Below are 13,059 nucleotides of genomic sequence, written 5' to 3'. Positions count from 1 at the left end.
AATTTCTTATATTGGGTTAATAAACCTGTAGTTAATGCAACAAGATCTGTTTCAGTCGCCCGATTACTTTAATGTAGACGCCCTGTTGAATGAAGAACACCTTTTGGCCCGCGATGCGGTGAGACAATGGGTGAAGAAAGAAATATCCCCGATCATTGAGGACTATTGCCAGCGGGCCACTTTTCCCTCGCAGATTATCAGCGGATTGGGAGAACTGGGCTGTTTTGGCCCCACTATCCCCGTAACTTATGGCGGTGGCGGAATGGATCACATTTCCTATGGGCTGATGATGCAGGAACTCGAACGCGGTGATAGTGGTATCCGGTCTACCGCTTCTGTACAGGGTTCGCTGGTGATGTATCCAATTTTTACTTTCGGTAGTGAAGAACAGAAACGGAAATATCTTCCTAAACTGGCTACAGGAGAATTAATGGGCTGTTTTGGCCTTACCGAACCAGATCATGGTTCCAATCCCGCCGGTATGATTACCAACTTCCGTGAAGAGGGGGATCATGTTATCCTCAATGGCGCCAAAATGTGGATTTCCAACGCCCCTTTTGCGGACATTGCCGTAGTATGGGCGAAAGATGAAGCTGGTGTTATCCGCGGTATTATTGTGGAAAGAGGGATGCCTGGTTTCACTACTCCTGAAACAAAAGGAAAGTGGAGCTTACGTGCCAGCGCTACCGGAGAGCTGGTGTTTGACAATGTACGAGTACCGAAAGAAAATATATTGCCGGAGGCCAAAGGACTGAAAGGCCCGTTATCCTGCCTTTCTTCTGCCCGTTATGGTATTGCCTGGGGCGCTATTGGAGCTGCAATGGATTGCTATGATACGGCTCTTCGTTATTCGAAAGAACGTGTTCAGTTTGGCCGTCCTATTGGCGGTTTTCAGCTGACGCAGAAGAAGCTGGCAGAGATGATTACTGAAATCACCAAAGCCCAGTTACTTAACTGGCGCCTGGGGGTGCTGAAAAATGAGGGCAAAGCCACCCCTGCACAAATATCCATGGCAAAACGTAATTCCTGCGAAGTGGCCGCAAATATTGCCCGCAGCGCCCGCACTATGTTAGGTGGCATGGGTATTACCGGGGAGTTTTCTGTGATGCGGCATATGATGAACCTGGAAAGTGTGATGACCTACGAAGGCACGCATGAAATCCATCTCCTGATAACAGGTATGGATGTAACCGGATTTGACGCATTTAAATAAAGCTGAAAGCATAAAGCATAAAGCAAAAAGCTATTGTAGCGGATAATAAAAGCGATTTTTTTATTATTATTCGCTATAATAGCTTTTTGCTTTATGTTTTTTGATGAAAATTAAAATGAACAGATTACTATTTGTGGGTATCCTGCTATGGGCTACTGCGGTGAAGGCGCAGCAGGAGCCGGCGTTGAAGCTGGTGGCTTGTGAGGGTAAAGCGCAGGGCACCTATTACATTGTGAAGTATTTATCAACAGATACCAGTACACTGCAACCGCAGATCGATTCTATCTTCCGGGTCATTGACCAGTCGCTTTCTTTGTATAAGCCGGGTTCAGTGATCAATCGTTTTAATGAAACGGGCGCCGTGCAAATGGATGAACATATGCAGGCGGTGATAAAGCAGGCATTGTTGACGAATAAAGCCACCAATGGGTTATTTGATATCACGGTGAAGCCGCTGGTATACCTGTGGGGATTTGGTGTCAGCAAGCCTTCTTTCAAAGGTATACCACCTACAGATAGCATAAAGGCAGCGATGGCGTATATTGGTTCGCGTTATCTACGCGTGAAGGGAGACTGGTTATATGCAACCAAAAAGGGTGTGCAAATTGATTGTAATGGTATTGCACAGGGATATACAGTAGATGTATTGGGCCATTTCCTGGCGTCAAAGGGGATTGAAAATTACCTGGTAGATGTGGGAGGGGAGTTGTGTGCCAAAGGACACAATCACCAGCATAAAGTATGGAGTATCGGGATAGAGCGGCCATCGCCGGGAGATACTACTTATGAGCCGGTACAGGGATTGGTGCGTTTACCCAACAAAGGCATTGCTACCAGTGGAAATTACCGTCGTTTTTTTGACCAGGGACGCACCCGTTTTGCACATACCATTCACCCGTTAACCGGCATTGCGCTGCATAATAATATCATCAGTGTTACGGTCATTGCAAAAGATTGTTTTACAGCAGATGCATTTGATAATCCGCTTATCTTAATGGGGGTGGAAAAAGGACTGGCTTTTATTGCCCAACATCCGGAACATGGATTGGAGGCGATTTACATCTACAAAGATAAAGACGGTACTATTAAAGAAGCTTTCAGCGAAGGATTTAAACAATACATGGAGTTCTAAAAAAAATCCCATCCGCCATAAAGACGGATGGGACGCACTCTCACGCTTTCTTTCTTAGAATATGGACAAAAGAAGGTTTTAGTTCAAATGGAACTTAAACCCAATGTTTCCCTGGATGGTGTTGAAATTGGTAATATCCGCATATTTATACGGTGCGTAGTTGTAGCGCACATTCGCGTTAAACATTACTGGTGAAGCTTTGCCAAAAGGCACGTTGATGCCTATTTCTGGGCTTACGAGGAACTGCCAGCTGTTATTCTTCTCCACAAACTCACCCCAATATTTTTCATAATTCATATTCGCGGTACCTACACCCAAAGTAGCATATGGAATAACTACAGATTCAGGTTTAGTGAAGGCATAGCTTACGGTAGCCTGAATAGGAATTACCTGCAAGGTGCGTGACTGTACAGCGGATACATCACCTAATTTATCAGGATACACCGCACGTGGCAGCCGTTGGTAAAAGTCCTGGAACCCGGAACGGAGTCCTACAGACCATTGATCATTGAGCGAATAATTCAAGCCGGCGCTCCAGCCGCGGAAGCTGGTTTTATCGGTATAATCTTTCAGTGATCCTAATGGCTGTGCGATGGAATAGTTGATATCCACTGACAACGGTGGACGAACCTGTGCAGATACTGTCTGCGCTGCAAAACATCCTGCAAAAACTAATATCCAGTTTATAATCTTTTTCATCTTCCTCTCATTTAAAAGTTCAAGTCAACATTATTTTTTAGTCAGGTAAGCGGATTGGGCAAAAGATGCCTGCACCATGGAATCAATGTTACCAGTGGTCCATACGCCTGACCCACGCCACAGCGCGTTCCACACAGCTGTGAACTTGCCATTTTTCGGATTTTTGAGGTCGAAGAGGTCAATAGCTACCTGCTTTTCGTTTACCCGGTATACGGTATAGTATGGAGGCCAGTACCAGCCACCACCAGGATATCCCCAGTAACCAGGGTCCCAGTAGCCACCACCGCCCCACCATCCTGGATTCCAGGAGATGCTGGAGTAGGAGTTGTCGATACGGGTAAGATTCACTGCCAGATCAGGTTTGGAAGCCTTACTTACTAAAGTGTAGCCACGTTGCTGCATGGTAGCGGTAACAGACGCAATCAATTTTTTGTCGTAGTCTGTTAAAGCTTTTTTGGCAGTATCACTGCTCAGCGTTAGTACAGCCACCGAATCTACTATGCTAAAAGTTGAATAAGAGGTGAAATTTGCGGTACTGTCGTGGTTAGTGATGTAGATCCTGGACTCTTCGTTAGTCATATCTTTCAAAGGATCTTTACGACAGCTGCTGAATGAAACCATCGCTACCACGGCGGCAGCGGCACTGAATAAAAACAATGTTTTTTTCATGTCCTAGCGTATTAATTTAAAAAATAATTTCTCACAGGTTAACGATGAAGAAATCCAACAGGTTGGTATTCCTGACAATCATGTTTCCGTGTTCCTCTCTAGAACGGTTTAGATGGTTGATTGTTACAGAAAGTTTATCAGTGCAGTGTTAAGGAAATCCTAAAGTGGGAGAAGGGCTAACAAATTCAAGTAGTAACAAAATGGATTAAATATTAATAGATCGATTTTCTAATTCAATTTTTAACTGATGTGGATTTTTAAATAAAATGCTATCAATGCCAAATGCGCGTGCTGCCAGCACATTCCGTTCGTTGTCGTCAATGAATAGCGCATTGGCGGCTGTTACGTGGTACCTGTCTAATAATAACTGAAAGAAAGCCGGGGCTGGTTTCCGCATTTTTTCACGACCGGATACTACCACTCCATCAAACCAATGCAGGGAAGGATATTTATTCCGCGCAATGGGATAGGTTTCATCGGACCAGTTGGTGAGTGCATACAGTTTATATTGACCACTTGCTTTTAACTGCTGCAGGATATTTTTAGTGCCTTCAATTTCTCCGTTCAACATTTCGGTCCATCTGCCGTAATAGGCGCGGATGTTGGCTTCGTGTTGCGGAAACTGCGCCACCAGCAAAGCAGTACCTGCTGCGAAGGTTCTGCCTTCATCCTGTGTTTCATTCCATTCGGAGGTACAGATATCACGCAGAAAAATTTCCATTTCTGCTTCTGAAGAAAAGATTTTTCGATAGAGGTGTCGGGGATTCCAGTCGATTAATACGGCACCCAAATCAAAAATGATGGTATTAATAGTTGATGGCATAAGTGTAAAAATGAAAATTTAGTCTAACAGGTCATCTGCTGCATCTTCGAGCAGTTGCAGGTCTACAGAGTCGTTGCCGGCAATGCCTTCAATAGATCCGCGTATATGCGCTGCGTTGAGTAATACTTTTTCCAGTTGTTTTTCGCGTGATTTCCACAATTTTTCCATGGCATCGCGTTCGCGTTGTATGGATAATTTCATGGACATAAATCCTTCGCGGATGGCTTTCCATTGCTCTGCAAACTCTCCACCGGTGAGGTATTCATAGAGCATGTGCATTTTATCTCCTTTGTTTTCCTGGGTACGCAGTTTACCGGAGATTTTGATGATGCCATCGCGGAGTACGTAGGCGAGTGCTTTTACTTCTGCGAATGTGCAGATCCAGATGCCGTCTTTTTCACCGAAGCGTTCCATGTCTTTCGGCATTGTTTGCGTAACGAGTATGGCTACGTCTACGCCCTGGCTGCGCATATCGGCTTTCAGCTTTTCTACCCAGTCTTTGATAAACTCCTTGGTACGTTTGCTTTCATAGATGATGCGGCCGCATTCCTGTCCGTATTGGTTGCGTACCAGTTGTATACAATCGGCGCCGCGTACACCTTTTCCTACGGGTGTTACTTCATCGAAAGGGAAGTTGACGCGCAGCATTTCTTCCAGTACCAGTTCCTGTACTTCTCCCTGCAACTGTGTAGAACCTTGTTCTACCCGGCGTTTCATTTCTTCTGCCAGGCGGCGTTGGTCTTCCAGTTGTTTTTCCAGTTCTTTGAGGCGCAGTTGGTGTTCGGTATCTCTGAGGCTGTTACGTTCTGCTTCTTCCTTGCGTATTTTATCGGCCAGTTCGGAGCGGGCTTCCAGTAATTTCTTTTGCAGGCTGATTTCCAGTTCCTGTTCCCGGTTGTTCAGGTCTTGTTCTTTACGGAGAAATTCCAGTTCCTGTTTACGGGCTTCTTTGAGCTTTTCTTCCTGTTCCTGGTTGGCTTCGCGTAATACTGCCATTTGGTTGTCCATGTCGGCAGTAATGGATTTACGCAGTTCCAGTTCCAGGGATTCCTGGAGTTGTTTTTTTTCAGCGAGTACCCGTTTATTTACTTCTTCTTCCTGTTGTTGTTTGAGCGTGTCGATTTGGCGGCGTTCCTGCGCCATTTTATTTTTTTCTGAGAGAAGGGTATCTTTTTCATCCTGGAGCGACTTGAGGCGGCGGCGCCATTCGTCTTCCATTTTACCTCTCATTTCCTTCTCTATATCCGCTGCAAATGCATCCTCCATGACAAACTGATGTTTGCAATTGGGACAGGTGATTGATGTTCCCATAGTATTCAGTAAAAAATATGTCGTAAAGATAGGGGATTGGCGGCCGGAATAAAAAAAGGAAGGAATTTCAGCTTCCTTCCTCATCTATCAACATTTAGTAGAACAAACAACAGGCAGGGCTTCAGAGGGTAGTAATGTCATAATCACGTTAGGGTATATGTAAGTTCCGATTGGCATGTTAGGAGGGTGTTAAGGAGGGATTAGGAAATTGTTAAGGATAACGGCAGGTGGCAAAAAAAAACACTGCAGGCATTCCTGCAGTGTTTTTTAATTTTTGGTGCGAAGGAGGAGATTCGAACTCCCAAGCCCTTTCAGGCACTACCACCTCAAAGTAGCGCGTCTACCAATTTCGCCACCTTCGCATCTGGTAGAATGGGGTGCAAAAATAATGGCTTTTTTAAAATAAGCAAATTTATTTATTCATATTTTCCCGGAAAGGTCAATTATTTTCTTAACAGGATCCTGAAAGTGGTGCCTTTATTGATTTCAGATGCTCTTACATATAGGCGTCCCCGGTGGTATTCTTCGATGATTCTTTTGGCAAGTGAGAGGCCAAGGCCCCATCCCCGCTTTTTGGTGCTGAATCCGGGTTTGAACACTTTTTCGAAGTTCATTTTAGGGATCCCTTTTCCGGTATCAGCGATGTCTACGGTGATGTAGGTGGAGTGATTTTCCAGGGTAATATCGATTTTCCCTTTGCCTTCCATTGCATCCAGTGCATTTTTCAATAAATTTTCCACTACCCAGTCGAAAAGTGGGGGAGAGATCATAGCAGGGAGTTCTTCTTCGGTGCTATGAACGGTTAATTGTACCTTTTGTGGCGCTCTTTTCCGGATGTAATTGGTCATGTTCTCTATCTGGGCTACAATATTGGTTTCCTCCAGTTTAGGGATGCTGCCTATTTTGGAAAAGCGGTCCGTAATGAGTTTGAGGCGGTCTACGTCTTTCGATAGTTCTGTAACGATGGTGGTATTGGCTTCGTTTTCCCGGAGGATTTCGAGCCATGCCTCCATAGACGAGAGTGGGGTTCCAAGCTGGTGGGCGGTTTCTTTGGCCAATCCTACCCACACCTGGTTTTGGGTGGCCCGGTTGGTGCTGGAGAGGGCAAAGAGCACGATGGCGATAAAGAGGGTGACTACAAACAGCTGAATGTAGGGGTAGTACCGGACTTGCCGGAGAATGAGGGAGTCGCCGTAATAGATGTAGTTATACATTTTTTGTTTGGCGTCTACCTCCATGATAAAGGGGGGGTGTTGTTTTTTGAAGGCCCGCAGTTGCTCAGAAAGGTACTTAGGGTCCTGGGAAATGCGTATGGAGTCGATGTTCCGGCTATCGAGTATGTGGCCTTCCTCATCTGTCAGGATCAGGGGAATGGTGGTATTGTTGGTAACAATGCCCACGGCCAGGTTGATGTTGACGTCACTATCTGTGCGCAGCAGTTCCCGGTTGGCTTCCACCCAGGTGGCTACTTTTTTCCGTTCTTCTTCCTGGATATTCTTTGATAAATTACTTACAAACCATATAGTGGTACCAATAATGAGCACTGCTATGGAGGCCAGTACAAACTTCCATCCGATATACTGTTTAAACATACTTCTAATTTAAGCCATATTTGGCTTCCCTGATTCTGTAATGATTGGCAAATATTAACATCGTTTGTTGCATATTTGCATCTCAAAAATAATTGTTCACGCATAAACGTAAGATCCATTGTCCGTATTGCCATCAGTAGCAGTTGTTATTTTAAATTGGAATGGGAAGTCTTTCCTGGAGAAGTTCCTGCCGTCTGTTTGCCGTTCTACTTACGGCAACCTGCAGCTGGTGCTGGCAGATAATGCCTCTACAGATGACAGTGTGGATTTTGTGGCGGCCCATTACCCGCAGATCCGGATTGTCCGGAATGCCCGTAACGACGGCTTTGCCGGTGGATATAATGATGCCTTGCAGCAAGTGCAGGCAGATATTTACGTATTGCTGAACCAGGATGTGGAAGTGGAAGCGGGCTGGATTGAGCCGGTAGTGGCTTTGATGCAGCAAGATGCGCGTATTGCGGCCTGCCAGCCCAAATTGAGGGCTTATAAGGAGCCCGACGAATTTGAGTATGCTGGTGCGGCGGGTGGCTGGATGGATATCCTGGGCTACACTTTTTGCCGGGGACGTATTTTGTATACTGTGGAGAAGGATCGCGGACAGTATGATGACGTGCAGGATGTTTTTTGGGCTACCGGGGCGGCATTGTTTATACGCTCGGCCTGTTTTCATGAGGTAGGGGGCTTTGACCGTGATTTTTTTGCACACATGGAAGAAGTGGACCTTTGCTGGCGTTTACAGCGCGCCGGGTACCGGATTTGTTATTGCCCGGAGTCGGTGGTGTTTCATGTGGGAGGAGGTAGTTTGCCACAGGGGAATCCCCGTAAGTTATACCTGAATTTCCGGAATAACCTGATGATGTTGTGGAAAAACCTGCATAGTGAAGACCGCTGGATTGTGCTGGTACAACGCTTCTTCCTGGATATCCTGGCCGGGGTTAAAAGCCTGGTAGCAGGTAAACCAAAGGATATGGCCGCCATTTACAGGGCTTATAAAGATTATTACCGCTGGCGCCGTAAGTATGTGCGATCTGATAATTTGCCGGAAATGAAATTGATGAAAATGAAAGGCGTTTTTCATGGCATCATGATCTGGCGGTATTATTTTCTAAAACATAAGAAATTCTCAGAGTTAGTATAGGCGCCGAAAGTTTTCTTTCTCTCTCAAATAACTTCGAAAATTTCAAAATATTATGTAGGTTTGCAGCGGAAATAAACTGATTATGGAACAGAATACAGTAGAAAATAAATACGATATTACCTTAGACAAGGTTTCCCGCTCCCGCTGGATGTTTTACGTGCAGTTGTTTTGCCTGGTGGCTTTCATCCTGGGACTCAGCTATGGTCTTTACGCCCACAGATATGCAGGTAAACCTGATGTAAAAGTACAGGGAAGCTCACTGTATAATCCAAAATATAAGTAAGCAACTGCTTTCACATAATTATCCAGGCCTCCTCCGGTTTTTCCGGAGGAGGCTTTTTTTGTGCCCCAACTTTCCGTTTTGCGTAAATGAAATTCCGGATCTGATTACAGATACTCGTGCTTTACGGGCAACTTTGTATCCTGGAGATTTGCTCTCCGTTGGTACAGTATGTTTAAGCGAACGGATAAATTAAAAAAGAAGCAGCATAAATCGCTGTTCAGGGTAATAGTAGAAAAATTGCATCTCTGGCTGGGCCTGGGATCAGGGATTGTTGTACTTATTGTAAGTATTACCGGCTGTTTGTTTGTATTTCAGCAGGAAATCAATGATTATTACTATCGTAAGCAATTATATATAACACCGGAAAACCATACGGTGCTGCCTCTCAGCGAGCTGAAGAAGCGGGCGGAAGGGATACTGGGACCCGGTAAGCCGTTACTGAATATCACTACCTATCCTGCGCCAGACCGGGCCTGGGAATTTATGACCTATAAAGGGAATGATACTGCCCTCACCTATTTTGGTGGGGTGGAATATTATGAGTCTGTGATGATAAACCCATATAACGGGCAGGTAACAGGGATCATCGACTACAAGCATAATTTCTTCTCTGTAATAAAGTCTATTCACTGGAGTTTATTATTGAATACGCCTTATGGGCAGCCTATTGTGGGCTGGAGTGTTTTCATTTTCGTGATCCTGCTGATTACCGGGCTGATTATGTGGTGGCCTAAGAAATGGAACAAAGCCAATCGTGATAAGAGCTTTAAAATTAAATGGAAAGCGGGGTTCAAAAGGGTGAACTATGACCTGCATAATGTATTGGGTTTTTACGCCCTGACGCTCGCGTTGGTATTGGCATTGACGGGCATGGTATGGGCGTTTACGTGGTTTCAGGCCACGGTATATGTGGTAGCTGCCGGCACCACTACGCCACCGGACAGAACCCTGCAGGAGTCAGTGAAAGGCACGGCTGCGCTTACCGGCAATTCCCTGGATGTGGCTTTTGAAAAGGCGCTGCCAGTACTAAAAGGCTCCCGTCGTATCTACATTTCTCCTGCAAGCGGCGAGAAGGGCGTGCATGTAATTGGCGGTTATAAAGGAAAAGAAACCTATTTCGGCGCAGATGAATTACAGTTTGACCAGTATAGCGCCAAACTGTTAGGTCGCCGCAACGACCGTCATAAAAACCGGGGGGAACGATTGATAGAAATGAACTATGATATTCATGTGGGCGCTATTGGAGGGATTACCGGAAAAATCATTGCTTTCATAATCAGTTTCATCTGTGCATCCTTGCCAGTAACGGGTTTTTATGTATGGTGGGGTAAGCAGAAAAAGTCGAAAAAGAAGCCTTTAGTGGTTCGTAGCGTAGTAGTAACGGACGCATTGTAAATAAAAAGTATTACTTTTTTTCTGCTGAAATGCTTTACTGTACTGTATTTCAGTAAGTTGATATATATATTCGTGCAAAATTTTTTTAGAAAAGTTTGAAAAAAAATTTTGTGTTTTCAGTCCGTTTCCTATCTTTGCAATCCCAACGAAAACGCCACGGGGCAAAGCAAACGAAAGAATGCGTATCGAAGGGAAAAGTTCTTTAAACTAACAAAGTTTTTAATACCTGCGAAAGTAGCTCATTTGGTAGAGCACGACCTTGCCAAGGTCGGGGTGGCCGGTTCGAGCCCGGTCTTTCGCTCCAATAAAAGGATCATAAAACGCATGCCTGTCATGTGGAGTAATATCCTCCCAAAGTTCTTAATACCTCTGCGAAAGTAGCTCATTTGGTAGAGCACGACCTTGCCAAGGTCGGGGTGGCCGGTTCGAGCCCGGTCTTTCGCTCTTTAAGCCTGACTGATTATTCAGTCAGGCTTTTTTATGCCCATATGCGAGCTTTGTCTTTCCCAGGATTATACTGATTATACTGATTTTTACTTTTTTGATTATAAAAGATAAGGGAAGATGAATGCGGATATATTCGCTTTCCTCTTCCCTTATCTTTTATAATCTGCCAAAATCAGCAATAAAAATCAGTATAATCAGTATAATCCTGAAAAAGACAATCTCCCCATTAATAATCGCCGCTGGCTCCGCCACCACCGCCGCTGCCGCCGCCAAAATCCATATCGGGTTTAGGGGCACCGGGAACATATGTTTGTGCAATGATCAATGATTCCAGTTTCAGTTTATCTGCCAGCGAAGGCTCATCCGCTTCTACATAGGTGAAGCCGTGACGCGGTGTTTGCAGGTAACGAATCAACGCCCAGGCCCCTACGGTGAGTATGAGCCCGCCTACTACCATGGCGGCTTCCAGTGGCATCACGTGATGGTAATACCGTACGGTGAATACAATGGCCGCTAATAGCACCATACCGGTACGTAACAGGATGGCATCTTTTTTACGAATGCCCAGGTAGCCGTAGCCAATGGGGATGATGACAGTGCAAATCCAGAAGAATGCAGCGCCGGGTATAGATTGTCCCTCTTTTAGATCCAGGTCAAACATCGTATTACTTACTTCCCTGACTACAAAGTAATTGCCGGCCAGGTAAAAGGTGAGTAAAGAGAGTACAGCTATCACTGTCAGGCAATGCTGGTAGTGCCGGAGTGCGTTTTGCTGCATACCTCTTCTTACCACAAAATAAACTCCCAATGAAAGTGCCATGACAACAAAGGGAACCACGGTTTTAGCTACCGGCCCCATTTCCACCAGGAGGCTGAAAATAAGCCCCAGGAAGGCGAGAAAGGCTACGCCTGCCATCACCATATCTGCAAACCGTAGTGTAGCCAGCAGGGTCACCACTAAAGTAATGGCACACCAGGAGGTGGTACTTACATTATCATACATGGCCAGGCTGGAAATAAACAGCCCCGTAGCACACCATAGCAGCCCATCATCTACGCCTGCACGGAATAGTTTTTTATTGGCAATAAATAATTCAAGCATCGCATAACAGCACAGGCCCGCAAAAATGCAGAGACCTGTAAAGCTTTCCTTGTGATTCAATGCATCCAGCATCAGTAAGGTAAGGAGCCCCAGCGAAAAAGTAACAATCACCAGGGTGAGTATAAACAGCCCGATTTTTATAACCGGATTGGGGGTATAAAAATTTACCGGATGTGCCGCTTCAATGGCTTTATAGGTAGGCGCGTCGATACAGTCTTTACGTAAGGCTTTCGCTGCTTCTTCCTGTATATGAAGGTTGTCGAGGGTTTGAGATTTATACGCCAGCATTTTTAATTCTTTTGTTGAGGTTAATCAATAGTAAAATCACACCAATAGCGGATCCGATAACGTAGAAGAAGGCGGTATACACTTGCTCAATATTCGACCCTTTGAATAGTATACGGAAAAATACAATCGAAAAGGCCGCATAGATATATAGTACCGTGATGAGCACAAAATAAAAAGAGCGTTCCCGGAAAGCTTGCAGGTATATGAAAGCAGCAACGGCGCTCATAAACAGGAACCACCATATGTGGGCCGAATCAAATATGCAGATACCGGCTATGCAGGCAATGTAAAAGATATGCGCGCCGAAATTTTGATAAGTAAAGGCGAAATGTTTTTTAAGATTTTTTTTGGAAGATATCAATGCGAGTATCAACAGGAAGATGCCTAATACCACGCCTGTGTATACGATGCGGTCGTTGCCGAAATCATTGTCTGCTAATATTTGTGCGGGTGTTAGCGCAATACCCATCCAGGCGGCGAGGTTGGTAATCGCCATAGACAATACGCCGAGGTGATCGAAGTAATAAGCGCTGATGGCGAGTACTGCCAGCGGGATAAACGTAGCGAGGCCATAAGCGGTGCCGAATGCCGTGTATTGAAATTGCAGGTAGCCAATAAAAGTAACGAACGTGAGACAGCCTAACAGTAACGCATAATCGAAAAACGCATTGGGGGAGGCAACCTGTTGCCACGAGAAAGGTTTTTTCTGGCGGATACAATAACTAAAACAACCTGCGCAAATGACGCCAATGATTAACAGGATGACCTGGTGGCCGATGGTATCAATATTTTTATAAATCAGGATGCCGAGGCCTCCGCTGAGCAGCAATACGCCGAGGTATAACAGGGTTTTGATTTCCCAATGGAGGGAGAACAGTCGTTGTTGCTCAGTGGTTTTTACAGCGGTAAGGGAGGTGTCATTTATCAGCCCTTCTTTGTGAAGTTGCTCAAAAACTTTTATGTTCAT

General features: G+C 45.2%; 12 protein-coding genes and 3 tRNA genes. 7 read left to right on the top strand and 8 right to left on the bottom strand.

The genetic code is table 11. From position 1 onward, the window contains the following. Nucleotides 1-34 precede the first annotated feature (34 nt). Both AC5ZC7_RS22975 and AC5ZC7_RS22970 read left to right on the top strand, forming a co-directional pair. Nucleotides 35-1,213 (top strand): acyl-CoA dehydrogenase family protein, encoded by a 1,179-nt coding sequence (locus AC5ZC7_RS22975; RefSeq protein ID WP_496158700.1) that lies wholly within the window; start codon nucleotides 35-37, stop codon nucleotides 1,211-1,213. A gap of 115 nt (nucleotides 1,214-1,328) precedes the next feature. Beyond that, complete coding sequence (locus tag AC5ZC7_RS22970; RefSeq protein WP_496158701.1) at nucleotides 1,329-2,345, top strand: FAD:protein FMN transferase; 1,017 nt, start codon at nucleotides 1,329-1,331, stop codon at nucleotides 2,343-2,345. Between the two features lie 78 nt (nucleotides 2,346-2,423). On the opposite strand, the gene AC5ZC7_RS22965 is transcribed toward AC5ZC7_RS22970, so the two are convergent. The 6 genes from AC5ZC7_RS22965 to AC5ZC7_RS22940 all read right to left on the bottom strand — a co-directional run bounded on the left by AC5ZC7_RS22965 (nucleotide 2,424) and on the right by AC5ZC7_RS22940 (nucleotide 7,439). After that, entirely contained in the window at nucleotides 2,424-3,044 is a 621-nt protein-coding gene (locus AC5ZC7_RS22965) for an outer membrane beta-barrel protein (protein ID WP_496158702.1), read from the bottom strand. Nucleotides 3,045-3,074: 30 nt separating this feature from the next. Next, nucleotides 3,075-3,713 (bottom strand): DUF4136 domain-containing protein, encoded by a 639-nt coding sequence (locus AC5ZC7_RS22960; RefSeq protein ID WP_496158703.1) that lies wholly within the window; start codon nucleotides 3,711-3,713, stop codon nucleotides 3,075-3,077. A 205-nt stretch (nucleotides 3,714-3,918) separates the two neighbouring features. Further along, nucleotides 3,919-4,536: an HAD-IA family hydrolase gene (locus tag AC5ZC7_RS22955; protein WP_496158704.1), complete on the bottom strand. Its 618-nt coding sequence runs from the start codon at nucleotides 4,534-4,536 to the stop codon at nucleotides 3,919-3,921. An 18-nt stretch (nucleotides 4,537-4,554) separates the two neighbouring features. Then, nucleotides 4,555-5,802: a DUF2130 domain-containing protein gene (locus AC5ZC7_RS22950; protein WP_496158705.1), complete on the bottom strand. Its 1,248-nt coding sequence runs from the start codon at nucleotides 5,800-5,802 to the stop codon at nucleotides 4,555-4,557. 320 nt (nucleotides 5,803-6,122) lie between these two features. Continuing rightward, a tRNA-Leu gene (locus tag AC5ZC7_RS22945) sits at nucleotides 6,123-6,209 on the bottom strand. An 81-nt stretch (nucleotides 6,210-6,290) separates the two neighbouring features. Beyond that, nucleotides 6,291-7,439: an ATP-binding protein gene (locus AC5ZC7_RS22940; protein ID WP_496158706.1), complete on the bottom strand. Its 1,149-nt coding sequence runs from the start codon at nucleotides 7,437-7,439 to the stop codon at nucleotides 6,291-6,293. A 118-nt stretch (nucleotides 7,440-7,557) separates the two neighbouring features. On the opposite strand from AC5ZC7_RS22940, the gene AC5ZC7_RS22935 reads away from it, so the two are divergent. From AC5ZC7_RS22935 to AC5ZC7_RS22915, 5 genes are all read left to right on the top strand, one after another. Continuing rightward, nucleotides 7,558-8,577, top strand: coding sequence for a glycosyltransferase (locus AC5ZC7_RS22935; RefSeq protein WP_496158707.1), 1,020 nt, complete (start codon nucleotides 7,558-7,560; stop codon nucleotides 8,575-8,577). Nucleotides 8,578-8,659: 82 nt separating this feature from the next. Beyond that, nucleotides 8,660-8,860 carry a hypothetical protein gene (locus AC5ZC7_RS22930; protein WP_496158708.1) on the top strand — a complete coding sequence of 67 codons (201 nt, stop codon included), beginning with the start codon at nucleotides 8,660-8,662 and terminating at the stop codon, nucleotides 8,858-8,860. 168 nt (nucleotides 8,861-9,028) lie between these two features. Further along, complete coding sequence (locus AC5ZC7_RS22925) at nucleotides 9,029-10,255, top strand: PepSY domain-containing protein (RefSeq protein WP_496158709.1); 1,227 nt, start codon at nucleotides 9,029-9,031, stop codon at nucleotides 10,253-10,255. A gap of 228 nt (nucleotides 10,256-10,483) precedes the next feature. Further along, nucleotides 10,484-10,559: transfer RNA gene (locus AC5ZC7_RS22920), tRNA-Gly, on the top strand. Between the two features lie 67 nt (nucleotides 10,560-10,626). Further along, nucleotides 10,627-10,699 (top strand) — tRNA-Gly (locus tag AC5ZC7_RS22915). Nucleotides 10,700-10,928: 229 nt separating this feature from the next. Here the strand turns inward: AC5ZC7_RS22915 and AC5ZC7_RS22910 are convergent. Then, nucleotides 10,929-12,092 (bottom strand): hypothetical protein, encoded by a 1,164-nt coding sequence (locus tag AC5ZC7_RS22910; protein WP_496158710.1) that lies wholly within the window; start codon nucleotides 12,090-12,092, stop codon nucleotides 10,929-10,931. Then, the gene (locus tag AC5ZC7_RS22905) at nucleotides 12,079-13,059 is read right to left on the bottom strand and encodes a DUF2157 domain-containing protein (RefSeq protein ID WP_496158711.1); all 981 of its coding nucleotides are present in this window, start codon (nucleotides 13,057-13,059) and stop codon (nucleotides 12,079-12,081) included. The genes AC5ZC7_RS22910 and AC5ZC7_RS22905 overlap by 14 nt, the downstream gene beginning before the upstream one ends.

This window comes from Chitinophaga sp. 9-1-y, assembly GCF_059511905.2.
This window is presented reverse-complemented; position numbering and strand designations above follow the sequence as displayed.